The organism is Serratia sp. UGAL515B_01 (assembly GCF_033095805.1).
Lineage (GTDB): Bacteria > Pseudomonadota > Gammaproteobacteria > Enterobacterales > Enterobacteriaceae > Chania.
This window is the reverse complement of record NZ_CP109901.1, coordinates 1,022,713-1,046,971: the sequence shown is the minus strand read 5'-3', so window position 1 is coordinate 1,046,971 and position 24,259 is coordinate 1,022,713. Positions and strand designations below refer to the sequence as shown.

The window sequence follows — 24,259 nt, the reverse complement described above, 5'->3', positions numbered from 1 at the left end:
GCGCGAGGTTTACGGTTCTGGGGATATCCCCCTGCAACAATTATAGTCTTTGGTTGAAAAAACGTACGCTGCAGATGGCCTGTAAGATACTCTGTTCTTTAATCAGTAAGTTGCATTGCCTAATAGATACATAGCCTGTTTTTGATCAGTATCTTTCATGTTTATCTCAAGTTTACTTTTCACCCCTCATGATGCTAATAAAAATCATTACTAATAAAGTGGTCCAGCGTAACTTGGGAGAGAAAAATGTACAGGTTAGCACTAACGATGTTGGTCACCGCTGTCGCAGGCTGCAGTAGTAATAAACACACCACCAGCAATCCTATAGAATCAAAACCGCATAAAATTGAATATCAGGCAATGGTGAGAATGACAATGGACGATTACACAATCAACAAATTGCGAGCACTGCTGACTCTACATGCAGCAGTGCCTGAGCTCGATAAGGGGCAAACTATCGACCTGCTCTCACAAGCTTTCCTTGATACTCCTTACATAGCCAACCGGCTAATAGGCTCATCCATTTCGCAGGAACGGCTAGTGATCGATTTAGGGGCGCTAGATTGTTTTACCTATATGGATTACGTTGAAGCCCTCAGAAAGGCCCCTAGAGAAAGTGAATTTATCACAAACGTGATTCAGACGCGTTATGTCAATAGTGAGATTGATTTCCAGCATCGTAAACATTTCTTCACCGACTGGGCGCAAAAAAAACACGTAATTGCCGATGATATTACTGCACAAATCAGCCCCCATGCCGTCACCGTGGTAAAACATCTCAACCGCAAGGCTGGCGGCGATGTTTATCTACCCGGTATACCCGTAGTAGAACGTAACGTCACCTATATCCCCAGCGAATTTATCGATGAAAAGACCCTGAGCCAATTGCAAACCGGCGACTATATCGGCATTTATACTCAATTGTCTGGGTTAGATGTCACTCATACCGGGTTCTTTATCATGACGGCAAACGGCCCTGTGCTACGACATGCCTCCTCACACAAGGAAAACATGAAAGTCATGGACTCAGGCTTTGTTAATTACGTGCGCAATACGCCTGGTATCGTTGTACTGCGCCCACGCTGATCGTCAGGTTATCAGGATTTACCCCAAGGTGACTGAAGAAGATTTTGGATCAGGATGAGACCAAACAGAAAGTCTCCCCCTGATCCCAAGCTTGACCCTCACCCTACGTTAGGCTTTAGTATCTCTGCTCGCACAAGGGAGAAAAGCCAAATGTTATTAAAAGTAGGCGAACTTGCTCGCCGTTCAGGTATTACCGTCAGAGCACTACATCATTACGACAGTATTGGCCTGTTGACCCCTTCTGCACGTTCCGACGCTGGATATCGCTTATATAACCAAAGTGATATTACTCGCCTCCACCAAATTCAGGCTTTGCGGCGAATGGGCGTGGCGTTGGCAGAGATTGGGGAACTTCTGGCACATTCGGGATCAGCGTTACCTACGGTTATCGAACAACAAATTGATATGCTCAACCAGCAGTTAGCACAGATAACTGCTCTGCGAAGCCGTTTACAGCATATGCATACACAATTGACGCTAGGCAATCAACCCGAACTGAATGACTGGCTAACCACGCTGGAGTTAATGGCAATGTACGATAAATACTTTACTGCCGACGAACTGGCACAATTACCGTTTTATCAGGCTGATGAAGCTCGTACTAAGGAATGGGAAGAGATGGTTGGCAATGTGCAAATATTGATGGAAAACGGGGTTAATGCTGAGGACCCACACGCCCAAGCTATTGCTCTCCGCTGGATGCGTACTTTGGAACGTGATACCGCCGGTAACCCAGCATTCCTAAGTCGTCTTAATACTATGCATGCAGATGAGCCTTCAATACGTGAACAAACGGGTATCTCGCCGGCAATCACTGATTATATCACCCGGGCTTTTGCTGAAACCAAGCTACAAATCTATCAAAAATACCTGTCTGAAACAGAGTATGCTTATGTACGTGCACACTATTTTGACCGCATATATGAGTGGCCAGTGTTGATTGCACAATTCCAGCAGGCAATGAAAGAAGGGATCCCTCCTGAGTCGGCTCAAGCTAAACAACTGGCTGGACAGTGGCTGACTCTGTTTCGCTCCTATGCTGGTGATAACCCGACCACCCAGATGAAAATCCGTCAGGCGATGGAACAGGAGCCAACCTTGATTGAGGGAACCTGGCTTACCCCGCCACTTCTGCATTATCTGCGCCAGTGCATCACACAACTGATGCAAGGCTAAGTTGCACCGTTCAAACGGGAAATGAGGTTATCCACCGCTCACTCCCGTTGGGGAAAATGGTATACCGCCCTGCAGTAATAAAAAGCGGCTTGTATTTAACTGAACAATTCGGTTCAGAAACCAGCATCTTATTCTGCTTCGTTCTTGGCTAGGTTAGCATCTTTCTGACGACGATAGTCCCGTGCAGCTGCCGGGATTGGTGTAACTTTTCCTGTTTCAATCCAAGTCCGAAGACGGCTCGCATCCGCAAAATGCGTATATTTTCCGAACGCATCCAATACCACCAAAGAGACAGAACGGTTACCAACCACGGTACGCATCGCTAGGCAATGTCCAGCCTGATTGGTAAAACCTGTTTTGGTCAGTTGGATACTCCATTTTTGGTTATAAACCAAATGGTTGGTGTTGCGGAACGGTAGCGTGTAATTGGGGTCCCTAAAGGTCGCCATATGCTCGGTAGTCGTACTTAACTGGCCTATCAGCGGGTATTGTTTGGTTGCCAGTAATAATTTGGTGAGGTCACGGGCGGTGGAGACATTATGAACAGACAAGCCGGTCGGCTCAACATAATGCGTGCGGGTCATGCCGAGCGATTTTGCTTTGGCATTCATAGCATTGATAAAAGCGTTATACCCCCCGGGATAGTGATGAGCAAGGCTTGCCGCTGCACGGTTTTCCGACGACATCAGCGCTAACAACAGCATATCTTTGCGGCTGATTTCACTGTTAAGACGAACACGGGAGTAGATCCCTTTCATTTCAGGTGTCTGACTAATGTCGACCGAAAGCATTTCATTCAGGGGCAAATGTGCATCTAACGTCACCATCGCTGTCATCAACTTAGTAATCGAAGCGATCGGTACAATTTCATCTGGATTACGTGCATAAAGCACTTTATTGGTTTGCGTATCTAGCACCATGGCACTTCCTGATGCCAGTTCTGGCTGTGTGGCATGCAACTTAACAGTATTTTCACTTGCCTGCGCTCGCGGCACCAAACCTGTGCCCATCTGCAAAGTGAGCAGAGTTAAAACCAAAAAACAGATTTTCACATGCATTACTCTATAGCTGATAAACAAAAGGGGTTGATTGCGTTGAAGTATAAGTCAGAGATATAGAATTGACACTGTGATTATTAGAAGCTATTTGTGACAAAGTCTGTCGGTTCAAAAATCACGTATACCGCGAGCGCACTGGCCTGCACGCTCGCAGCGAGAAAGTTACAGTGCAGGTAGCCAGACTGAGGAAGGTAGCAGATATAAACCTGCGGGCTGCTGTTCACCAACACCTGTGATATGCCCGATCCCTGCGGCCATAACCGCGAGAGTCACGTCGAAAGCATTCAGGCTGTCGCCATAGCCTGCGGTCAGATTGAACATTGAGCCGTTTGCCAGCAGATATAACGTTTTATCTGCCAGTTGGTAAGCATTAACAAAAGGCATGGGTTCACTGTGCGACAAACCCCGTAAGAAGCCAACATCAATCTCTTCCGCCACATGACCTACGTTAAGGATAAATACTCCGTCTTTTACCCGCTCCAAATGCGCAGAAGACAAGACGTTTCTTGCCCCCGTTGCCGTGGCAATTACATCAGCTCGCGAAACAGCTGTAGCCAAGTCGACCGCCTCCCAACCGTCATAACGTGCCTGCAGTACGCGCGCAGGATCCGTTTCAGCTACTATCACCTGCCCACCATAAGCCTTGGCAGCGGAAGCAACGCCCTGACCAACTAACCCATAACCAATCACTAACACACACTTTTCGTGTAGTGTCAGATGAGTAGTCTGGAAGAAAGTGTGCCAAGCGGTGAGCCCTACCATATGCCTATTATGCAATCCCTCTTTTACTGGCAGGTCGTCCCAGTTAAAAATTGGGTAGCGGGGTGTAATACCCTCCAAACAGCTGATACCGGACCCCGTTGCTTCCAACCCGGCCTTGATGTGTGGGCCATTGATGGATTGATGTAGACGAGACGTCAAGTCTGCTCCCATTTCGCAAAGATGGGTCGGTCCCCAGGCTAATGCACGATCAAAAGATTCAGACCAATCGTTATCACTCATATCACGCCAGGCATAAGCCACAGCACCACGGCGTTCTAACCAAGCAACCACATCATCCTGTACCGTTGTCGGGTTACAGGTAGTGAGAAATATCTCTGCTCCTTTATCCAGCAAGCCTGCTACTAGAGGGGCCATTTTCAAATCCAGGTGCATATTGCAAGCCAACCTAACGCCTTGCAGCCCAGGTAAAGCGTCAACGGCAGCGCGAGTGCGTGGCATGTGACGTATGGCCCAATTCAACTCACTTTCAAAATCCTGATACATCAACTACTCCTCTACTAGGTTGTGTCCTTCAATTGCACGCGAGCGCCGCTGGCGGTAATTTGCGCCCAGAGTAAGGCGTGAGCCGCGAGGTTTGGTGAACCAAATAAGCGGCGAACAACGCAGCAATGCACGCCAATTGCCCCAGCCTGAAGAGTCACGCTCCAGAAGCCCGTTTTCTGTGTTGTCGGGGCCTGAACAGAGGGCCACTCTACCCTTCACCCGCCACCTTGATAACCGGCTTGTGAGTCTGCGACGGCACCACGGGCAATTGAGGGATACAGCCTAAGCCAGGGTAAAAAAGAATGATTTGACTGTGCAGGATGGCGGCTATTACTGCTAAGATCAAACAAAAAACCGAGTTGACCAGCATAGTAGAAACATCAGTAACGAATAATCAGAGAATAGATAGGCGGGTATGAAGGGGGGAGTTGATGGCGGCAGATCGGCTATAGCCGATTGCCGCACATCATTAGGATCAACGGTTAGAAAAGATAACGTGCCCCTAATACAATCTCATGCGATGCCAGACGAGCCTTCATTTGTTCGTCTTTTAGACCACGAACATTGGTAAAATTATTGTAACCACTTTCGATGTCACCCATGTCGACATAACGGTAGCCTAAATCAAAACTCAGGCGTTCCATCGCCGTATAGGTGACACCGGCACCTAAAGAATAGGTCAGATTATTTTGCGTGCTAGACGCATATTGCCGTGACTCATTGCCCTGCCAGCCATCGGACTTGACGTTGGTAATACCTAAACCCAACATGCCGTAAACTGAGAAATCATAGCCTAACGCGTAGTCACGATATACGTTGAGCATCAGACGTTGTGCTTTAACTTTATGGTGGTTATAACTGCTAGGGAACGTGGTTGAACCGCTGGTATATTCACTTTTTTTATAGAAGACATATTCCCCTTCACTGCGCCAGCCATTACCAAATTGATAACCACCTGCGATTGCACCGTTTAAGAAATTATGTTTTTCTTCACCACCAACGAATTGGCCAACACCTGGGCGACTGCTGGTATCCATATCATTCGCTTTTTGCCATGCATACTGCAATTTTAGCGCACCGTAGTATCCTTCCAAATAATCGGCGGCTAAAACGTTACCAGAAACAGTTGCTAGAGAAACCACCAGTAAAAGGGGTTTAATATTCATGCATCCCTCGCTTGAAAAGGTTATTTATGAAGAAAAAAATGTTCAGATAACATAACCGGCTCGGAAAAGCAGAGCAATTCGTACCATTACCTAATTAATTAGGTATTTTTACTTAACCCTTTCCAGCGAAAATAATCCGCCATAGATTTTCATTAGTTTTATCGAGGAATTGATATCCAGCTTTGCAAACAACCTGGCACGATGCGCCTCTACCGTTCGTGGAGAGAGTGCCAAATCATTGGCAATTTCTTTACTGGACTTACCTTCCATAATCAACTTGGTTACTTCATACTCCCTCGCTGACAGTTTATTGATTTTATCCTCCAACTCAGCCAATTCTTGCTGCTCTTTCCGCAATATATACTGGTGTTCCAACGCACTGCCTACAGTTTCAATCAACAGATCCGCATCAATAGGTTTGGTCAAGAATTCAAAAGCGCCATTTTTGAAAGCGCGGCGACAGAGTTCAATATTTCCGTGCCCGGTCATAATAATGACAGGAATTTCCAAGCCTTGTTGTCGCAACTGCTCAAGGTAAGCCAAGCCGCTTTTTCCCGGCATGCGTATATCCAACAGTAGACAACCGGAGAGTTCTCTGGGTTCACCAGCCTTTTGCTGAAAATCAACGATATTTTCGTAGACAGCAGTTTGCCAGCCCATCGTTTCCAATAATGAACTAAGCGAACAACGGATAGCCTGATCATCATCAATCAGATAAATAAATTGCTCCATTACGCCTCCTGAGTATTAAAAGGAAACCATAACGTAAAACAGGCTCCTTGCCCGATGATGTTTTCCGCTTTAATACTACCATTAAGCCTTTGAACCAAAGTTTCAGTCAGTGCCATGCCTAACCCCAACCCTTCATGACGGGTTGTAAAAAAGGGAATAAATACCTGTTGCAGAGCTTGCTCAGATAATCCTGGACCACCGTCTGTAATTACCAGCGTTATGCCTTGATCTGAATGATCAGCGGTGATAGCCACCCAAGCACAAGAAGCATTATTATGTTGTTGCGCTTGGATAGCATTTGACACAATGTTATGGAATATTTGCTCAATCCAAAGAGGATCGGCACGCAGAGTGGGTAAAGACTCTGGCATCTGGTTGATTATTTTTACCTTACCCTGATTGATATCATTTTCTAATAACATCGTAACACGCCGCCAGACCCCACTGAAATTAACCTCCTGAAAAGCCACCTGTTCAAGAGTCAGTTTTTGTCGAAAATGCAATAACAGCGTACTAATACGTTTTATTTGTATCACGGCCGCATCAAGCAACGGTGCCACTTTGTTCGTTTGTTGCTGACTAATCAAGCGCAGTGCAGCCTGGTTATAACTGAGCACAGCAGTCAACGGTTGGTTGAGTTCATGAATAATACCAGTAGTGATTTCCCCCATAGCATTAAGCCGAGTCAGTTCTGAGAAGTGTTCACGCTGAACAGCAATACTATGCTGGCGCTTTTTAATACGATACTGACCGATGAAATAAACGACAATGGCCCAAATAACAGACAGCAGTAAAAGTAGTGACCAAGGTAAGTCTAACCAATCGGGATTGTTATACGCAGATAACTCAAAGGGTTGTAAATTGCTGCTTATTCCTTTATGCCATTGCCAAAAAGTGGACTTTCCACCCTCCCCTATTTCAAACAACGGCATATTATGCCAGCTCATGATTATATGTTTAAAAGAGTGAATTTGAGGAATATCAGCCAATAACAGTTGGGGATCAATCAACAGTGCAAAACTTTGATTTTCCAACCAATAAGTACCATTATCTGCCGACCTTAACGTTTTAGTCGTTGCTTCTTTTGGCAGTGGTTTCCAGGCAAGAATTTGCGGGAATTTTTGTTGTACGATGGAAGGATCGCTTGCCACTGACAGTAACGAAAGTATTGTCTCAGCCTGGGATAACTTAACCGTTACCTCCCGATATAAGATACGGTAGGTTACTGATTGATCCTCATATTGCTGCTGTAAAGCATAAATAACCACCCCACACCCTGAAAACAGAGTTAAGACTAACCAAAGAAGAACCTTAAACATAACTGTTCCATGTTTTTGTCGGATGAGTTTATCCTCAAGTTACTTCAACATATAGGTAGGCTGCAACGGAGCAATAAATCTGTCAATAACCGATTTGAACGGTGCTTACCCTACAGACAGAATGAGCCTCAAAGATGAGCTCATAAGCTTGGTAACTCAGTAGCTGAAGGACTATATCTCCAACAACGTATGGCGGTTATAATCACACCTCTTTGTTGTAAGGGGTCGTAATGACAGACTTGAGCCATTACATTGCACAGTATGGTTACTGGGTAATACTTATTGGATGCCTGCTAGAAGGGGAAACTATCACCCTGTTAGGAGGCATTGCCGCACACAACGGGCTTTTACAGTTACCCTGGGTAATGGTCGTGGCTGTACTTGGTGGAACCTTAGGTGATCAATTACTCTACTTTGCCGGCCGTTACTTCGGTATCCGGGTGTTCGCTCGCGTGAAACATCAGCAATCACGTATCAAGCGGGCTCAGAAACTGATTGCGAAACACCCTATCTTATTTGTGATTGGTGTCCGTTTTATGTATGGATTCCGTATTATTGGCCCAGTACTGATCGGGGCCAGTAAATTGCCCCCTTCTCGTTTCGTCCCGCTGAATATTCTGGGCGCTATACTGTGGGCAATTATTTTCGTACTACTTGGTTATTATGGCGGTCAGGCGATCGGTAAATTCCTTAACGACACCGAAACAAAGCTCTATAGCCTGCTATTGTGCGCATTGATTATCGCCGCCATCATACTTTTATGTTTTTGGTGGCGTCGCCGTGAGGCTGAATAGACCCGTTTATTAAACATTAGCAATCAAGGCGAAAAATATAAATAAAATCAAAACCAATCTATGGCCAGAACCCCTACCACAGGTCATTGAAGAACACCAGACAGGGGCTTCGGAAAGGACTGTCAAAAATCGATTAACGACAAATCACCCGTGCTATATCCTTGGAGTTATTCAAGGTACGGATCTCGGTAAATAGTTCGCTTGCTTCCCGATACTCTTTGCGGAGATAGCCAAGCCACTGCTTGATGCGTGCAACATGGTACAACCCGGTATCACCCTGTTTTTCCAGATGGATATACTTTTGTAATAACTGCATCACCTGAATCCAAGGCATGTGCGGCTCGTTATATTTCACGACACGGCTCAGATTTGGAATATTCAGCGCACCGCGCCCCAACATTACCGCCTCGCAGCCGGTGGTCTGTAAACAAGCCTGTGCGCTTTGATAATCCCAAATTTCCCCATTGGCGATGACCGGAATAGACAAACGTTGTCGGATCTCACCAATAGCCCGCCAGTTGATACGATCGGCTTTATAACCGTCCTCTTTGGTACGGCCATGTATAGCGATTTCCGTGGCACCAGCCTGCTCTACCGCATCGGAAATTTCAAAGCTGCGGGAATCTGAATCCCAGCCCAATCGTACCTTTACCGTTACTGGCAAATGCATGGGCACAGCTTCTCGCATAGCTTTCGCCCCTTGGTATATCAGTTCAGGATCTTTAAGAAGGGTTGCCCCTCCACCACTGCCGTTCACATGTTTAGAAGGACAACCGCAGTTAAAATCAACACCGTAAGAACCTAATTCGACAGCCTGGGCGGCGTTTTCCGCCAGCCACTGCGGGTGTTGACCAAGTAATTGCACACGTACGCGGGTTCCTGAAGGCGTACGACTGTTATTAAGCAGTTCTGGGCACAAACGGTGGAAGGATTTCGTTGGTAGTCGCTGATCGACCACGCGTAGGAATTCAGTAATACAGAGATCGTAATCGTTCACCTCGGTGAGTAATTCTCGCAACAGCGAATCGAGTACCCCCTCCATGGGAGCCAATAATACGCGCATACCAACCCCTGCTAAAAAAGACGCGCAATGATACGGGTGAATGACAGTGCCAGACAAGTCCAACGCCGATAAAATCTAATCGGGTTTTTTATCGTAAACCATTTTACCGCTGTAAAAAAACCGCCAATTGATGGCGGCTATCTGGGTCAGAAGCAAGGTTGTGCCAAATAAGTGACGAACAACATTCTCAAATGCCCGATCTCAAAAGCCCGACCTACGCGTTGTCGAGCTTGATAAGAGACTTTTGGATCCAAGATGGCGCCGTCGACAATTCAGGGGCACGGCCTAAAGCCATTACTCAGCAGATCTGCTTCTACGCGGCCGGCGCGCAGGTGCACCAGAGCGCGGTTTATTCTCGCCTTGTGGCCGAGCACTACCGCTACCACGATTTTCACGCTGGGCCACACCGCTGCTGCCGCTGCGTTGGCCACCGCCATTACCACGTGGAGCGCCTCGTCCCCCGCCTTGACGACCATTGATGATCGGTTCAGCCTTGATGCTAGGATCGGGTTCATAACCCGGCAGAGCAATGCGCGGTATTTCTCGCTTCAGCAAACGCTCGATGTCTCGTAGCAATTTATGTTCGTCTACACACACCAGCGAGATCGCTTCACCGGTACGCTCAGCACGGCCAGTACGGCCAATACGATGCACATAATCTTCAGGCACGTTTGGCAATTCGTAATTCACCACATGGGGCAGTTGATCGATGTCCAAACCACGCGCAGCGATATCCGTTGCCACCAGCACACGAATTTTACCCTCTTTAAAGTCTGCCAGCGCACGTGTCCTGGCACCCTGACTTTTGTTACCGTGGATCGCTGCAGCGGTAATACCATCTTTATTCAACTGCTCAGCCAGATGGTTTGCACCGTGCTTGGTACGGTTAAACACCAGCACTTGTCTCCAGTCACCTTCACCAATCATTTGTGAAAGCAGTTCGCGCTTACGTTTTTTATCAACGAAGTGAACACTTTGCTCAATTTGTTCAGAAGCGGTATTACGGCGCGCTACTTCGACCGATGCCGGATTATGCAGCAACTTACCTGCTAACGTTTTGATCTCGTCTGAGAACGTTGCAGAGAAAAGCAGGTTTTGACGCTTGGCAGGAAGTTTGGCCAGCACGCGACGGATATCATGGATAAAGCCCATATCCAACATACGGTCAGCTTCATCCAACACTAAAATTTCAATTTTGGACAGATCAACGGCGTTCTGATGTTCCAGATCTAGCAGACGGCCTGGTGTAGCCACCAGAATGTCGACGCCGCCACGCAGTTTCATCATCTGCGGATTGATGCTCACACCACCAAATACCACCAGCGAACGTAAGCGCAGGTGTTTACTGTAAGCATCAACGTTTTCACCGATTTGTGCAGCCAGTTCACGGGTTGGCGTCAGGATCAACGCACGTACAGGGCGTCGGCCTTTAGTTGGGTGATCGTGCTTACTCAACAGTTGCAACAACGGCAAGGTAAAACCAGCAGTTTTACCGGTGCCAGTCTGAGCGCTGGCCATCAGGTCACGACCTTCCAACACAACGGGAATAGCCTGGCGTTGAATGGGAGTAGGTTCACGGTAGCCCTGTTCTTCAACAGCGCGCAGAATTTCAGCACTTAAGCCGAGGTTTTCAAATGACATAGTAGAGAAAGACTCCAGATCCTCCCTAACCTGAACAATGTTGTTCGGTGCAGTTTCCTGGGAGGAAGATCAGACGGGACATAAGGAAATGCTCACGTTTGTGTTAGCGGCATATCCTCGGCATGGCCTCGAGGGATTTGGCACAAACTGCAGTGCACCAGTACAAATTATAGCAGAAATCGAAATGGAAAAGCTAGGGTGAGTGGCAAACCTGCCTAGAACGATTTAAACGCAGCTTACTGCGTCCCTGAAGGAAGGAGGCTAGTAGACAGGCCGAGTAACGCAGCAACTTGGAGGACGATGGATACAGGTAGTCAGAGTATTTGTTATCGATAAAACACTCCAGCAGGAGCAGCGCGAGTCTGATTTTGCTCGGTTGCAGTTTACCTGCATATTGCAGTAACTTGGCCCCTAACAGCCTCATCGAGTAAAAACCCGTCAAATAGCGAAGCGCGCCAGATTGAATGGCGACTGATAGCTGGAGTAAACAGGCGACAGACTGTCCCCTTCTGATAAAGTGAAGTCGGTATAACTCTGGCAGGGAGTATTATGAACAAGAAGAAAATGACCTTCGTAGGCGTACTCATTGTGCTGATTGCCGCTGCAGCCTATAGCTTCTGGTATTACCAACAGCAGCAAGACGCCCCCCTGAGGCTTTACGGCAATGTGGATATCCGTACGGTGAACCTGAGCTTCCGTGTTGGTGGTCGATTAGCAACCTTGGCAGTGGACGAGGGGGACAGCGTGGCACCGGGGCAATTACTCGGCAAGCTGGATGACACGCCTTACCTCAACGCATTGCAGCAAGCTCAGGCCAATGTGACCAGTGCCAAAGCCAAACTGGCATTATTGCAGGCTGGTTATCGTGATGAAGAAATTGCTCAGGTGCGATCAGAAGTCACACAGCGCCTTTCGGCATTCAACTATGCTGAGAGTTTCTTCCAGCGCCAACAGGCTCTCTGGGCGAAAAAAGCCACTTCTGCCGACGCATTGGAAGATGCCCGAACCTTACGTAACCAGGCCCAGGCCAACCTACAAGCATCAAAAGACAAATTGTCACAATATCTCAGCGGTAACCGCCCGCAGGAGATCGAAGAGGCCAAAGCCAACCTGGCACTGACCGAGGCGTCATTGGCACAGGCTCAGTTGGATCTGCAAGACACAACGTTACTCTCCCCTTCTGTTGGCCGGGTAATGACACGTGCCGTCGAGCCGGGCACCATGCTCAGCCCCGGCAATACGGTATTTACCCTCTCTTTGACCAAGCCCGTCTGGGTGCGTGCCTATATCAACGAGGCTCACCTGGGCAGCGCCCAACCAGGCACCGAGCTGCAAATATTTACCGACAGCCGTCCAGGCAAACCGTATCACGGTAAGATTGGTTTTGTTTCACCCACCGCAGAGTTCACCCCTAAAACCGTAGAAACCCCGGACCTGCGCACCGATCTGGTCTATCGCTTGCGGATCATCGTCACCGATGCCGATGACGCTTTACGTCAAGGAATGCCCGTCACTGTCAACTTCGCCAAGCCGTAGGGAACAGTGATGACACTCGGACATACGATTGAACTGAAAGCGTTGGAAAAATGCTTTCCATCACTCGATAAGCCAGCGGTAGCCAGCCTGACGGCAACGTTACACAGTGGCGCAGTGATAGGGTTGGTTGGCCCGGATGGCGCAGGTAAAACCACCTTGCTACGCATGTTGGCAGGGTTGCTGAAACCCAGCCGCGGCAAGTTGTGCGTTGCCGGGTTGGAGCCAATCGCTCAGGACCATCAGTTGCATGCCATTCTCGGTTATATGCCGCAAAAGTTCGGACTGTATGAAGATCTGACCGTAATGGAAAACCTGACTTTGTATGCCGATCTGCGCGGCGTTACCGGCGATTTACGTCAACAGACATTTGACAGGCTGCTGACGTTTACCGACCTGACTCGTTTTACTGAACGATTGGCTGGTAAGCTTTCCGGCGGTATGAAGCAAAAACTTGGGCTGGCCTGTACGTTAGTTGGGAAACCTCAGGTGCTATTGCTGGATGAACCCGGCGTCGGGGTTGATCCTATTTCACGCCGTGAATTGTGGCGCATGGTGCATGAACTGGCTAGCGACGGCATGCTGATCCTATGGAGTACCTCTTATCTGGATGAAGCAGAACAATGTCGCGAAGTACTGCTGATGAATGAGGGGGAATTGCTGTTCAGCGGTACTCCACAGCAGCTCACTCAACGCATGACCGGACGAACGGTTTTGATTACGGCACCTGCCGGTAGCCGCCGTGCACTGCTGCAACGTGCGATCTGTTTACCTTCGGTGAGCGACGGCGTGATCCAGGGCAAGTATCTGCGGCTGATCCTCAAACAGGGTGAAGATCATCAACGGTTATTACAGCAGTTGGAACTTCCAGATGCAGAACTGACAGAAGCGGCGCCCCGTTTTGAAGATGCGTTTATCGATCTGTTGGGCGGTGGCCCGAACAGCAAATCCGCCTTGGCTGAAATCATACCAACCTTGGCAGGTAACAGCACAGAAACCGTGATCGAAGCGCAAGACCTGACGAAAAAGTTTGGTCACTTCATTGCAACCGACCATGTTGATTTCAAAGTAAAACGCGGCGAAATTTTTGGCTTACTCGGCCCTAACGGTGCAGGTAAATCCACCACCTTCAAAATGATGTGTGGCTTATTGGTGCCCAGCGCAGGTAAAGCTCTGGTGCTGGGCATGGATCTGAAAAGCAGCTCAGGTAAAGCACGCCAGCATCTTGGCTACATGGCGCAAAAGTTCTCTCTGTACAGCAACCTGACGGTAGCACAGAATCTGAAGTTCTTTTCCGGCGTTTACGGTCTGAGTGGCAAGAGGCAGCGCGACAAAATTAATGATATGTCTACCGCTTTCAACTTCGGTCCGATCCTCAACCAAACGCCAGACTCCCTGCCATTGGGGTTTAAACAGCGGCTGGCGTTAGCCTGCGCACTGATGCACGAACCGGACATTCTGTTCCTTGATGAACCCACCTCCGGTGTCGACCCGCTAACGCGGCGTGAATTCTGGCTACATATCAATGGAATGGTGGATAAAGGGGTAACGGTCATGGTCACCACCCACTTTATGGATGAAGCGGAATATTGCGATCGCATCGGGCTGGTGTATCGCGGCAAAATCATCGCTGCCGGTACGCCTGACGATCTCAAAAACCAAGTAGCCAGCGAGCAATACCCGTCACCCTCGATGGAACAGGCGTTTATCGAACTGGTGCAAGGTTATGACCGCGAGGAAACAGTATGAGCAGCGATAACGGTTTTTCCTGGCGACGCCTGCGGGCACTGTGCCTGAAAGAAACGCGGCAGATCCTACGCGATCCCAGTAGTGGGTTGATTGCCTTCGTTATCCCGTTGATGCTGCTTTTTATTTTTGGCTACGGTATTAACCTGGATTCCAGCAAGCTGCGACTCGGGATACTGATGGAACAAAAAAGTGAAGAAGCCCACGACCTAGCCAATACCTTTATTGGCTCGCCTTATATTCAACCCACCGTCAGCGATAACCGGCAGCAATTAATTCAGATGATGCAGGCTGGGAGCATCCGTGGCCTCGTGGTTATACCCGACGATTTTGCCGAGCATTTGGCACGGCCTTATGACCGAGCACCACTACAGGTGATTACCGATGGCAGCGAACCCAATACCGCTAATTTTGTCCAAAGCTATGTCCAGGGCGTCTGGCAAATTTGGCAGCAACAACGTGCCACCGATAGGGGGCGAGACGAGAAACCACTGATTGAAATTCAAATGCGTTACTGGTTTAACCCCGCCGCGCTCAGCAGACACTTTATCATTCCCGGTGCAATCACCATCATTATGACGGTGATTGGGGCCATTTTAACTTCGCTGGTCATTGCACGCGAGTGGGAACGTGGCACCATGGAGGCTCTACTCTCAACTCAAGTCAGACGTAGTGAATTACTGCTGTCTAAACTGGTGCCTTATTACTTCCTGGGTATGATCGCCATGATGCTCTGCATGGTCGTTTCAGTATTTGTGCTCGGCGTACCCTACCGGGGGTCATTACTGATCCTTTTTGTTATCAGTAGTTTGTTTTTGGCCAGCACCCTTGGTATGGGACTGCTGATTTCAACACTCACCCGTAACCAGTTCAATGCGGCGATGGTGGCACTGAACGCCGCCTTTTTACCTTCAATCATGCTCTCCGGATTCATCTTTCAAATCGACAGTATGCCTGCCATCGTGCGTGCGGTGACCTATATCATACCGGCCCGTTACTTTGTCAGTACGCTGCAAACACTGTTTCTGGCGGGTAATATCGGCACGGTGCTGATAATTAACCTGCTATTTTTGATCGCCTCAGCCGTGGTGTTTATCGGCCTGACGGCCTGGAAAACACCACGGCGACTGGACTAAGGGGGGAATGATGTTTCATCGCCTTTGGACATTAATCGTTAAAGAAATGCAGTCGCTACTGCGCGATCCGCAGACCCGCGCAATTCTGGTGATGCCGGTGTTGCTGCAGGTACTGCTGTTCCCTTTCGCCGCAACGCTCGAAGTCACTAACGCCACCGTTGCGGTTTACAGTGAAGACAGTGGTCCTCATTCCATCGAACTGACTCAGCGTGTTGCCAAGGCCAAAGCGTTTTCTCACATGCTATTGCTACGCAATCAGCAGGAGATCAAAACCACTATCGATAACCAAAAGGCACTGTTGCTGCTCCGTTTCCCGGCCAACTTTTCGCGCGATATTGCTAACGGTAATACGGCACAGCTTCAGCTGATCCTTGATGGTCGCAACTCCAACAGCGCGCAGATAGCAGCCAACTACGTTCAGCAGATTGTGCAGGATTATCAGAATGACCTGATCGGTGGGCGTGCCAAACCGAATAACAGCGAACTGGTGATACGCAACTGGTATAACCCGAATCTGGATTACAAATGGTTCGTCGTGCCTTCATTGATCGCCATGATCACCACTATCGCCGTGATGATTGTGACCTCTCTTTCGGTAGCACGCGAACGCGAGCAAGGCACGCTGGAACAGTTGTTGGTATCACCGCTGACAACTTGGCAGATATTTATCGGTAAAGCCGTACCTGCACTGATTGTGGCAACCTTCCAGGCATCAATCGTGCTACTGATCGGTATCTTTGCCTACCAGATCCCGTTTGCCGGTTCTCTGTTGCTGTTTTATGCCACGATGCTGATTTACGGTCTTTCTTTGGTGGGATTTGGATTATTGATTTCATCACTTTGCGCCACGCAGCAACAGGCGTTTATCGGGGTATTCGTGTTTATGATGCCCGCGATACTGCTTTCAGGCTATGTATCTCCGGTGGAGAATATGCCGATATGGTTACAAAACGCCACCTGGGTTAACCCTATCCGCCACTTCACTGACATCACCAAGCAAATCTATCTCAAAGACGCCAGCTTCAGCATTATCTGGCACAGTCTGTGGCCACTGCTGGTTATTACCGCAACGACAGGCAGTGCGGCTTATGCCATGTTCCGACGGAAAATTGCCTGAAAATACAGAGGGCTCTGCAAGCAGAACCCTCTTGATGCGTGGAAAAACGCTTGGATAATTTAGCGACGGTTGCCGAAGATACGCAATAACATCAGGAACAAGTTGATGAAGTCGAGATACAGCCGCAATGCACCAACGATAGAATATTTACGGAAGCTGTCACGGTCATTCGGATTCAGTTGCTCACCCATTTCTTTCAATTTTTGAGTATCATATGCAGTGAGGCCTACGAATACCAACACACCGACATAGGTGACCACCCACATTAATACCGTGCTTTTCAGCCAGATATTCACTAGCGACGCCAGCACAATACCAATCAGTCCCATAAATAGCATACTGCCAAAGCCGCTGAGATCGCGTTTGGTGGTATAGCCATAAATGCTCATGGCACCAAACATACCGGCGGTAATAACGAACGTTCTCGCGATTGACTCACCGGTATATTGTAAGAGGATCACTGAAAGTGTTAACCCAGTGAGAGCTGAGTAAAGCATAAACAGTGAAGTCGCAGCCGAACCACTTAAACGACTCACCATACCGGAAATAACGAATACCAAACCTAGCTGAGCGATAATCAGAGCAAAAAAAGTGATCTGGCTGGAAAAAATAAATGCTTGTATCTGGCTGTTATAACTAACATACCAGGCGACAAATGCTGTCAAGAGTAGACCACAGGTCATCCAGCCATAAACCTGCGCCATATAAGCTTGAATGCCGCTGTTGGCACGTTCAACAATCGAACCATTACGTGGATATTGGTCCATGACGGTTACCTTTTTATATAAGAGCCAAATTTCGGGGAACATCCCCACTAATAAGCGTATCACAGAATACATTGCGCGAAATGGCGCGACGCATGGATTTATTTCTGTCCTTCACCAGCGTTTTGCAGCCTGTTCATCGCTATCACGAGCCTCTACCCAACGTGTACCCTGTTCAGTTGCCTCACGTTTCCAGAACGGTGCCCGCATTTTAAGATAATCCATAATGAACTGAGCAGCTTCAAACGCATGGCCTCGATGCGCGCTGGTGACGCCAACAAATACAATCTCATCGCCGGGAAACAGCTCACCAACACGATGGATCACCGTTGCCCGCTGCACTGGCCAACGTATGCGCGCTTCAGCCACAATCTCTTCAAGCGCCTTTTCAGTCATGCCAGGATAATGCTCCAGGGACAATGCACTGACGCCATCCCCCAGATTGTGGTTGCGTACCTTGCCAGTAAAAGTGACAACTGCACCATCATCATCACACTGAGCCAACCATTGATACTCATCGCCAACGCTAAAGGCAGCATTACCAACACGGATACGGGTATTTTCCATGATTAACCCCCGGTTACCGGAGGGAAAAACGCGACTTCATCCCCCGCCTTCAGTGGATGTTCAGCGACCACAAGAGATTGATTCACCGCCGTCAGCAATTTGCCAGACTCCAACGCCAAAGCCCAACGTTCGCCCCGCTCACACAGCGACTTACGCAACTCTTCTACCGTAAGATATTCTGCCGGCACGCTTAACGTACTGATCCCAATCAGTTCACGTACCTGCGCAAAAAATAGAACATTGATCATATACCCGCCTTGAAATCACCGGATTTACCGCCGCTTTTCGCCAACAACCTTACCGGGCCAATCACCATATCCTTTTGCACCGCTTTGCACATGTCGTAGATGGTCAACGCAGCCACTGAGGCGGCTGTTAACGCTTCCATTTCTACACCGGTTTTGCCGGTCAAACGACAGCAGGTTTCGATACGTACGCGGTTATATTCAGGTTGTGCTTCAAGATGTACTTCCACCTTGCTCAACATGAGTGGATGACAAAGGGGGATCAATTCCCAAGTGCGCTTCGCAGCCTGAATACCGGCAATACGCGCAGTAGCGAACACGTCCCCTTTATGGTGATGGCCTGCAGTAATCATCGCCAATGTAGCCGCCTGCATTTCCACAAAAGCTTCGGCGCGGGCTTCGCGAATTGTCTCAGCCTTGGCAGAGACATCAACCATATGGGCTTCACCTGCGGCGTTGATATGGGTTAGCTGCGTCATGGGTTACTTCTTCAAATGTGGTAAGAAGTTGCACGGGCGATGGCGCGCGTCCAACTGTTCTTCAATGATATGTTCCCAAGCAGTACGGCAAGCACTGGTAGAACCCGGCATGGCAAAGATCACCGTCTTGTTGGCAATACCCGCTACAGCGCGAGATTGGAGGGTAGACGTGCCGATTTCTTCAAACGACAGCATACGGAACAACTCACCAAATCCTGCCACTTCACGATCGAACAACGGCAGAAGCGCTTCGGGCGTGTTGTCGCAGGTAGTAAAACCTGTCCCCCCGGTGATCAACACGGCTTGTACATCATCACTGGCGATCCATGCCGAAACCTGAGCGCGGATCTGATAGATATTATCTTTCACCAGAACACGCGCTACCACATGATGACCCGTTTCCTGTACTGCTTCCTGCAAATACTGCCCAGAGGTATCTTCCTCTATGCTACGACGATCAGAGACGGTCAGAATGGCAATTTTTGCCGGAGTGAATTCACTGCTGGTATGGCTCATAGCTGAATATGCTCACTGTTATAAATACCTGTGGATTTCAAATTGCAGCCAACGGCGCTAGAACTTGAAATAGATGAGTATTAGCCACCGATAAACGATAGGTTCTGCGTAAGACCGCTATTTCCTTGATGCAGGAAATGGGTTTGTTTTTTACTTTGCAGCCCCGCCTGAATTCTCAATTTCAGTTGTTCCAACTGGCCGTCATCCTCCAGCAAGTCACGCAGGGTAATACCTTGTTCGCCAAACAGACACAGGTGCAAATTGCCAACGGCTGAAACCCGCAGGCGATTGCAACTGGCACAGAAATTTTTTTCGTACGGCATGATCAACCCAACCTCCCCCTGATAATCTGGATGGCTGAATACCTGTGCGGGGCCATCGCTGCGGCTACGAGCCTGCCGTTGCCATCCTTGCTGTTCTAACTGTTGGCGGATCACCTCGCCGGAAACATGGTGTTTGCGGAACAAATCACCGCCGTCTCCAGTTTCCATCAGTTCGATAAAACGCAGTTGGATTGGCCGATCCTTGATCCAAGCAAGAAAGCTGGCAAGTTGCAGGTGATTCACATCCCGCATCAACACAGAATTCACTTTCACCTTACTGTAGCCGGCGGCAAAAGCAGCATCGATACCGTTCATCACCTGACGGAATTTGTCCTGCCCGGTAATCGCCTGAAATTGGCGCGGATCGAGACTGTCGACGCTGACGTTGATTGCCGTAAGGCCCGCATCGCGCCAGTTTGCCACATCACGAGCCAGACGGTAGCCATTAGTGGTCACAGCAAGAGTGTCGATCGCGGGATTTTCACGCACAGCGGCAATGATATCGACAAAATCACGGCGTAAAGAAGGTTCTCCGCCGGTTAAACGTATTTTTTCAGTACCCAATGCCGCAAATGCGCGGCTGACACGCCGAATTTCATCCAGAGAAAGGAAGGTCTTGGGGCTACCGCTGGGCTTGTAGCCATCGGGCAAGCAGTAAGTGCAACGGAAGTTACACACATCGGTTATCGACAGGCGCAAATAATAAAACTTGCGCTCAAAAGCATCAATGAGTTGTGGCACCTTAACACCTTCCAAATACGGGAGATGCGAGCGTTTCCACTCTGCACCCTGGTGGCTGACATCGCCACGGCCCAAACACCCTATTGTTCCGTTGAACAACGTAGGTATAAAGGCTAGGAGTTGAGATTTTATTCCCGCTACGCTGAGTAGCCAGAACCAAATCGTGGTTTTCTTCAGGATTCTAGCGCTAAACAAGTACGATAGCCAACGTCCATTTTACGCTACATAATTGTGTATACAGCGCTTTTTAACGGTAGCCATCCAGAATCGCCATAATAAACAATAGGTAAACGGATAAATTGACAAGATTTATGTAAACTTCACTCTTTTTCGCATTTTTGCACTAAATCCGCTAATTTATGCAGGCTATTTTTTTACCCCGAATGAAGGAATTTTATGCGTAACCGTACCCTCGCCGACCTTGATCGGGTTGTGGCACTTGGCGGTGGCCATGGACTTGGCAGAGTGATGTCGTCTTTGTCGTCATTGGGCTCACGATTGACCGGTATTGTCACAACTACCGATAACGGCGGATCCACTGGCAGGATCCGCCGCTCTGAAGGTGGTATTGCCTGGGGAGATACGCGTAACTGTCTCAACCAGCTCATTACAGAACCCAGCGTAGCTTCGGCAATGTTTGAATATCGTTTCTATGGTAACGGTGAACTATCAGGACATAACTTGGGCAATCTGATGCTGAAAGCATTGGATCATTTAAGCGTACGCCCATTGGAGGCGATCAATCTGATTCGCAGCTTATTGAAAATTGACGCTGCCTTGATCCCTATGTCGGAGCAACCCGTCGATCTGATGGCCCACGATCATGAAGGTCACCAGGTTTACGGCGAAGTCAATATCGACCAGCTCAGGCACATGCCACAGGAGTTGATGCTATCACCACCGGTAAAAGCAACGCGCGAAGCAATAGAGGCTATCGCACAGGCTGATCTGATCCTGATCGGTCCGGGCAGTTTTCTTACCAGCTTAATGCCGTTATTACTGCTCAATGAACTGACACAAGCTCTTAGGCGAAGCAGTGCCAATATGATCTACATTGGTAATCTTGGCCGTGAACTGAGTGTGGCCGCTGCAGCCCTGACGTTAAAAGATAAACTGGCAATAATGGAAGAAAAAATAGGGCGTAAGATGATTGAAGCCGTCATTGTTGGCCCTGCGGTAGATACCCAAGAGATACACGATAGAATTGTGGTCAAACAACCGCTGGAAGCCAGTGACATTCCCCACCGTCACGATCGTCAGCTATTGCGCCAAGCGATGGATCAAGCCTTGGTAGCGCTGTCAGCCCGTAGTTAAGCTTTACCTTGATGCCATGGGTTATCACTAACGGTACTGAGATAGAGCTCTTCTACCTGCTTGCGTGCCCATGGGGTACGACGTAAAAATTTTAGGCTGGACTTGATACTCGGATCGCTGCGAAAGCAGTTGATACGAACGCGTTCAGCCAACCCATCCCAGCCATAATGATCTACCAAGACGTTCAATAAACGCTCTAAGGTCATGCCGTGTAACGGGTCTTTGGAAGGTTGTGCAGTCATTTTCAGCCACTCGCATCAATACTTGGGGCGCACACCTTAAACAGCTAGCGTGTGCACAGCAAGATAAATTACAACCAGGTCATGACAGAGCAATAAATTGCTGGCGCAACTGATGGATCTCATCACGTACGGCGGCAGCTTGCTCAAACTCCAGATTCTGTGCGTGGGAGTACATCTTCGCTTCCAGTTCCTGAATTTTTTGCTCCAAGGCTTTTGGCGTAAGATGCCGGTATTGTGCTGCATTTTCTGCCGCTTTGCTTTTGCCCTTATTCTTACCGCGCGTACTCGGTTGCCCGAGCTGCAGAATATCAGAAATCTTCTTATTCAGGCCCTGAGGCACAATACCATTGGCTAGGTTATGTGCCTGCTGCTTAGCGCGGCGGCGTTCCGTTTCGCCTATAGCCTTAGCCATGGAGTCGGTGATCCGGTCGCCGTAGAGAATGGCCTTACCGTTAAGATTACGGGCTGCACGGCCAATGGTTTGGATCAGGGAACGCTCGGAACGCAGAAACCCTTCTTTATCTGCGTCTAGAATCGCCACCAACGACACCTCAGGCATATCAAGGCCTTCCCTTAACAGGTTGATCCCTACCAAGACATCGAACTCACCAAGGCGTAAATCACGGATGATTTCGACACGTTCTACCGTATCAATATCTGAGTGCAGATAGCGCACCCGCTCACCATGTTCTTCCAGATATTCGGTAAGGTCTTCTGCCATACGTTTGGTGAGCGTAGTGACCAGTACACGTTCGTTGATGGCCACGCGCTTACGGATTTCAGAGAGCAAATCATCAACCTGTGTCGTGACAGGACGAACTTCCACTTCGGGGTCTAGCAAACCGGTTGGACGGACGACCTGGTCGATAACATCACCGCCAGACTTCTCCAACTCATACTTGCCCGGTGTGGCAGAAACGTAGATAGTCTGAGGTGCCAGAGCTTCAAACTCTTCAAAGCGCATCGGCCGGTTATCTAGCGCAGAGGGCAAGCGGAAACCATATTCTACCAATGTTTCTTTACGTGATCGGTCGCCTTTAAACATCCCACCAATCTGCGGAATGGTAACGTGTGATTCGTCCACCACCAGCAAGCCGTCTGCCGGCAGGTAGTCGAATAGCGTAGGAGGTGGCTCCCCCTCACCGCGCCCAGAGAGGTAACGCGAATAGTTTTCAATGCCTGAGCAATAGCCCAATTCGTTCATCATCTCGAGATCGAACTGGGTACGCTGCGAAAGCCTCTGCTCTTCCAACAGTTTGTTGTTTTCTAACAGCACCTTTCGCCGTTGCGCCAGTTCCACCTTAATCTCTTCTATCGCCTGCACAATACGTTCACGCGGCGTAACATAGTGGGACTTGGGGTAAATGGTGAAACGCTGTACCACTTGCTCGATCTGGCCGGTGAGTGGATCAAACAACGACAGGCGCTCCACTTCCTCATCAAATAGCTCAACACGCAGTGCCAATTCGTCTGATTCAGCAGGGAAAATATCGATGACCTCGCCACGAACGCGAAAGGTTGCACGCTGGAAAGCCTGATCGTTGCGTGTGTATTGCAACTCTGCTAAACGCCGCAGGATCGAACGCTGATCGATGATCATACCCTTGGTCAGGTGCAACATCATTTTCAGGTAAAGATCGGGATCGCCAAGACCGTAGATCGCAGAGACCGACGCCACAACCACCACATCACGCCGTTCGAGCAACGCCTTGGTTGCCGAAAGGCGCATCTGCTCTATATGTTCGTTTACCGACGCGTCCTTCTCAATGAACGTATCAGAACTTGGCACATAGGCTTCTGGCTGGTAGTAGTCGTAATAAGAGACAAAATACTCTACGGCATTCTCAGGAAAGAATTCTTTCATCTCACCATAGAGTTGTGCCGCCAGCGTCTTATTCGGTGCAAGCACCATGGTTGGCCGGTTAAGATCGGCGATCACATTGGCGATAGTGAAGGTCTTGCCCGAACCGGTGACCCCCAACAAAGTCTGATGCGCCAGACCATCTTCCAGCCCTTCTTCCAATTTGCGAATGGCTTCTGGCTGATCGCCAGCCGGTTTGAATTCTGAATGCAGTTTGAAAAGTTTGCTCATATCCCTTCATCGTTCAGGTTGCAGCCGGGCGTTAGGGGCACGGAGAGTGATGCAAACAAGGCACGACACCCGCTTTACTGTGGTCAGGTTAGCATTTACCAGAGGCTACTACTTAGTATGTTCAGCCTTGATAATTTGCGCCA

23 protein-coding genes and 1 riboswitch are annotated in these 24,259 nt (G+C 48.9%); of the genes, 8 read left to right on the top strand and 15 right to left on the bottom strand.

What is annotated here, in order from left to right; genetic code table 11:
• Positions 1-246: 246 nt before the first annotated feature.
• Both OK023_RS04915 and OK023_RS04910 read left to right on the top strand, forming a co-directional pair.
• Positions 247-1,086: a DUF1460 domain-containing protein gene (locus tag OK023_RS04915; RefSeq protein ID WP_317695425.1), complete on the top strand. Its 840-nt coding sequence runs from the start codon at positions 247-249 to the stop codon at positions 1,084-1,086.
• A gap of 150 nt (positions 1,087-1,236) precedes the next feature.
• Complete coding sequence (locus tag OK023_RS04910) at positions 1,237-2,262, top strand: MerR family transcriptional regulator (protein WP_317695423.1); 1,026 nt, start codon at positions 1,237-1,239, stop codon at positions 2,260-2,262.
• Positions 2,263-2,390: 128 nt separating this feature from the next.
• On the opposite strand, the gene pbpG is transcribed toward OK023_RS04910, so the two are convergent.
• From pbpG to OK023_RS04885, 5 genes are all read right to left on the bottom strand, one after another.
• Positions 2,391-3,320, bottom strand: coding sequence for a D-alanyl-D-alanine endopeptidase (gene pbpG, locus OK023_RS04905; RefSeq protein ID WP_317695421.1), 930 nt, complete (start codon positions 3,318-3,320; stop codon positions 2,391-2,393).
• A 162-nt stretch (positions 3,321-3,482) separates the two neighbouring features.
• Positions 3,483-4,586, bottom strand: a complete 1,104-nt coding sequence (locus tag OK023_RS04900) for an adenosylhomocysteinase (RefSeq protein ID WP_317695419.1) — start codon at positions 4,584-4,586, stop codon at positions 3,483-3,485.
• 482 nt (positions 4,587-5,068) lie between these two features.
• Positions 5,069-5,752, bottom strand: coding sequence for an outer membrane protein (locus OK023_RS04895; protein WP_317695416.1), 684 nt, complete (start codon positions 5,750-5,752; stop codon positions 5,069-5,071).
• A 108-nt stretch (positions 5,753-5,860) separates the two neighbouring features.
• Positions 5,861-6,484: a response regulator transcription factor gene (locus OK023_RS04890; RefSeq protein WP_317695414.1), complete on the bottom strand. Its 624-nt coding sequence runs from the start codon at positions 6,482-6,484 to the stop codon at positions 5,861-5,863.
• Positions 6,484-7,803: a HAMP domain-containing sensor histidine kinase gene (locus OK023_RS04885; RefSeq protein ID WP_317695410.1), complete on the bottom strand. Its 1,320-nt coding sequence runs from the start codon at positions 7,801-7,803 to the stop codon at positions 6,484-6,486. The genes OK023_RS04890 and OK023_RS04885 overlap by 1 nt, the downstream gene beginning before the upstream one ends.
• Positions 7,804-8,033: 230 nt before the next feature.
• Between OK023_RS04885 and OK023_RS04880 the strand changes: the two genes are divergently transcribed.
• The gene (locus OK023_RS04880) at positions 8,034-8,597 is read left to right on the top strand and encodes a DedA family protein (RefSeq protein ID WP_317695407.1); all 564 of its coding nucleotides are present in this window, start codon (positions 8,034-8,036) and stop codon (positions 8,595-8,597) included.
• Between the two features lie 133 nt (positions 8,598-8,730).
• Here the strand turns inward: OK023_RS04880 and dusC are convergent, their stop codons facing one another.
• Positions 8,731-9,660, bottom strand: a complete 930-nt coding sequence (gene dusC, locus OK023_RS04875; RefSeq protein ID WP_317695405.1) for a tRNA dihydrouridine(16) synthase DusC — start codon at positions 9,658-9,660, stop codon at positions 8,731-8,733.
• Between the two features lie 294 nt (positions 9,661-9,954).
• Positions 9,955-11,301: an ATP-dependent RNA helicase RhlE gene (gene rhlE / locus OK023_RS04870; protein WP_317695402.1), complete on the bottom strand. Its 1,347-nt coding sequence runs from the start codon at positions 11,299-11,301 to the stop codon at positions 9,955-9,957.
• A gap of 549 nt (positions 11,302-11,850) precedes the next feature.
• Here rhlE and hlyD point away from each other — a divergent pair.
• The 4 genes from hlyD to OK023_RS04850 are packed head-to-tail and all read left to right on the top strand — an operon-like array spanning position 11,851 to position 16,833.
• On the top strand, positions 11,851-12,837 hold the full coding sequence (gene hlyD / locus OK023_RS04865; protein WP_317695400.1) for a secretion protein HlyD: 987 nt from the start codon (positions 11,851-11,853) through the stop codon (positions 12,835-12,837).
• 9 nt (positions 12,838-12,846) lie between these two features.
• Positions 12,847-14,583: an ATP-binding cassette domain-containing protein gene (locus OK023_RS04860; protein WP_411569390.1), complete on the top strand. Its 1,737-nt coding sequence runs from the start codon at positions 12,847-12,849 to the stop codon at positions 14,581-14,583.
• On the top strand, positions 14,580-15,716 hold the full coding sequence (locus OK023_RS04855; protein WP_317695395.1) for an ABC transporter permease: 1,137 nt from the start codon (positions 14,580-14,582) through the stop codon (positions 15,714-15,716). The genes OK023_RS04860 and OK023_RS04855 overlap by 4 nt, the downstream gene beginning before the upstream one ends.
• Before the next feature lie 10 nt (positions 15,717-15,726).
• Positions 15,727-16,833, top strand: a complete 1,107-nt coding sequence (locus OK023_RS04850; protein ID WP_317697496.1) for an ABC transporter permease — start codon at positions 15,727-15,729, stop codon at positions 16,831-16,833.
• Positions 16,834-16,892: 59 nt separating this feature from the next.
• Here OK023_RS04850 and OK023_RS04845 read toward each other — a convergent pair whose 3' ends face one another.
• The 6 genes from OK023_RS04845 to moaA form a co-directional block, all read right to left on the bottom strand.
• Entirely contained in the window at positions 16,893-17,600 is a 708-nt protein-coding gene (locus OK023_RS04845) for a Bax inhibitor-1/YccA family protein (RefSeq protein WP_317695392.1), read from the bottom strand.
• Positions 17,601-17,711: 111 nt separating this feature from the next.
• Entirely contained in the window at positions 17,712-18,164 is a 453-nt protein-coding gene (gene moaE / locus OK023_RS04840; protein ID WP_317695390.1) for a molybdopterin synthase catalytic subunit MoaE, read from the bottom strand.
• Between the two features lie 2 nt (positions 18,165-18,166).
• Positions 18,167-18,412 (bottom strand): molybdopterin synthase sulfur carrier subunit, encoded by a 246-nt coding sequence (moaD, locus tag OK023_RS04835; protein WP_317695388.1) that lies wholly within the window; start codon positions 18,410-18,412, stop codon positions 18,167-18,169.
• Positions 18,409-18,888, bottom strand: coding sequence for a cyclic pyranopterin monophosphate synthase MoaC (gene moaC, locus OK023_RS04830; protein WP_317695386.1), 480 nt, complete (start codon positions 18,886-18,888; stop codon positions 18,409-18,411). Before moaC ends, moaD begins: the two co-directional genes overlap by 4 nt.
• A 3-nt stretch (positions 18,889-18,891) precedes the next feature.
• A complete protein-coding gene (gene moaB / locus OK023_RS04825) occupies positions 18,892-19,404 on the bottom strand; it encodes a molybdenum cofactor biosynthesis protein B (RefSeq protein WP_317695383.1) in 513 nt (170 codons plus the stop codon).
• Between the two features lie 80 nt (positions 19,405-19,484).
• The gene (moaA, locus tag OK023_RS04820) at positions 19,485-20,468 is read right to left on the bottom strand and encodes a GTP 3',8-cyclase MoaA (protein ID WP_317695380.1); all 984 of its coding nucleotides are present in this window, start codon (positions 20,466-20,468) and stop codon (positions 19,485-19,487) included.
• A riboswitch (molybdenum cofactor riboswitch) is annotated at positions 20,458-20,600 on the bottom strand. Its footprint overlaps the gene before it by 11 nt.
• Positions 20,601-20,864: 264 nt before the next feature.
• Here moaA and yvcK point away from each other — a divergent pair.
• Complete coding sequence (yvcK, locus tag OK023_RS04815; protein ID WP_317695378.1) at positions 20,865-21,782, top strand: uridine diphosphate-N-acetylglucosamine-binding protein YvcK; 918 nt, start codon at positions 20,865-20,867, stop codon at positions 21,780-21,782.
• Here the strand turns inward: yvcK and OK023_RS04810 are convergent.
• The gene (locus OK023_RS04810) at positions 21,779-22,024 is read right to left on the bottom strand and encodes a VF530 family protein (protein ID WP_317695376.1); all 246 of its coding nucleotides are present in this window, start codon (positions 22,022-22,024) and stop codon (positions 21,779-21,781) included. The two genes, yvcK and OK023_RS04810, sit on opposite strands and share 4 nt — an antisense overlap.
• Positions 22,025-22,103: 79 nt before the next feature.
• Positions 22,104-24,116, bottom strand: a complete 2,013-nt coding sequence (gene uvrB, locus OK023_RS04805; protein WP_317695374.1) for an excinuclease ABC subunit UvrB — start codon at positions 24,114-24,116, stop codon at positions 22,104-22,106.
• Positions 24,117-24,259 lie beyond the last annotated feature (143 nt).

What these genes read in the sequence shown, in the direction of transcription:
- OK023_RS04915 (WP_317695425.1), top strand. Translation starts at nt 247, where the DNA reads ATGTACAGGTTAGCACTAACGATGTTGGTCACCGCTGTCGCAGGCTGC.
- OK023_RS04910 (WP_317695423.1), top strand. Translation starts at nt 1,237, where the DNA reads ATGTTATTAAAAGTAGGCGAACTTGCTCGCCGTTCAGGTATTACCGTC.
- pbpG (WP_317695421.1), bottom strand. Translation starts at nt 3,320, where the DNA reads ATGCATGTGAAAATCTGTTTTTTGGTTTTAACTCTGCTCACTTTGCAG.
- OK023_RS04900 (WP_317695419.1), bottom strand. Translation starts at nt 4,586, where the DNA reads ATGTATCAGGATTTTGAAAGTGAGTTGAATTGGGCCATACGTCACATG.
- OK023_RS04895 (WP_317695416.1), bottom strand. Translation starts at nt 5,752, where the DNA reads ATGAATATTAAACCCCTTTTACTGGTGGTTTCTCTAGCAACTGTTTCT.
- OK023_RS04890 (WP_317695414.1), bottom strand. Translation starts at nt 6,484, where the DNA reads ATGGAGCAATTTATTTATCTGATTGATGATGATCAGGCTATCCGTTGT.
- OK023_RS04885 (WP_317695410.1), bottom strand. Translation starts at nt 7,803, where the DNA reads ATGTTTAAGGTTCTTCTTTGGTTAGTCTTAACTCTGTTTTCAGGGTGT.
- OK023_RS04880 (WP_317695407.1), top strand. Translation starts at nt 8,034, where the DNA reads ATGACAGACTTGAGCCATTACATTGCACAGTATGGTTACTGGGTAATA.
- dusC (WP_317695405.1), bottom strand. Translation starts at nt 9,660, where the DNA reads ATGCGCGTATTATTGGCTCCCATGGAGGGGGTACTCGATTCGCTGTTG.
- rhlE (WP_317695402.1), bottom strand. Translation starts at nt 11,301, where the DNA reads ATGTCATTTGAAAACCTCGGCTTAAGTGCTGAAATTCTGCGCGCTGTT.
- hlyD (WP_317695400.1), top strand. Translation starts at nt 11,851, where the DNA reads ATGAACAAGAAGAAAATGACCTTCGTAGGCGTACTCATTGTGCTGATT.
- OK023_RS04860 (WP_411569390.1), top strand. Translation starts at nt 12,847, where the DNA reads ATGACACTCGGACATACGATTGAACTGAAAGCGTTGGAAAAATGCTTT.
- OK023_RS04855 (WP_317695395.1), top strand. Translation starts at nt 14,580, where the DNA reads ATGAGCAGCGATAACGGTTTTTCCTGGCGACGCCTGCGGGCACTGTGC.
- OK023_RS04850 (WP_317697496.1), top strand. Translation starts at nt 15,727, where the DNA reads ATGTTTCATCGCCTTTGGACATTAATCGTTAAAGAAATGCAGTCGCTA.
- OK023_RS04845 (WP_317695392.1), bottom strand. Translation starts at nt 17,600, where the DNA reads ATGGACCAATATCCACGTAATGGTTCGATTGTTGAACGTGCCAACAGC.
- moaE (WP_317695390.1), bottom strand. Translation starts at nt 18,164, where the DNA reads ATGGAAAATACCCGTATCCGTGTTGGTAATGCTGCCTTTAGCGTTGGC.
- moaD (WP_317695388.1), bottom strand. Translation starts at nt 18,412, where the DNA reads ATGATCAATGTTCTATTTTTTGCGCAGGTACGTGAACTGATTGGGATC.
- moaC (WP_317695386.1), bottom strand. Translation starts at nt 18,888, where the DNA reads ATGACGCAGCTAACCCATATCAACGCCGCAGGTGAAGCCCATATGGTT.
- moaB (WP_317695383.1), bottom strand. Translation starts at nt 19,404, where the DNA reads ATGAGCCATACCAGCAGTGAATTCACTCCGGCAAAAATTGCCATTCTG.
- yvcK (WP_317695378.1), top strand. Translation starts at nt 20,865, where the DNA reads ATGCGTAACCGTACCCTCGCCGACCTTGATCGGGTTGTGGCACTTGGC.
- OK023_RS04810 (WP_317695376.1), bottom strand. Translation starts at nt 22,024, where the DNA reads ATGACTGCACAACCTTCCAAAGACCCGTTACACGGCATGACCTTAGAG.
- uvrB (WP_317695374.1), bottom strand. Translation starts at nt 24,116, where the DNA reads ATGAGCAAACTTTTCAAACTGCATTCAGAATTCAAACCGGCTGGCGAT.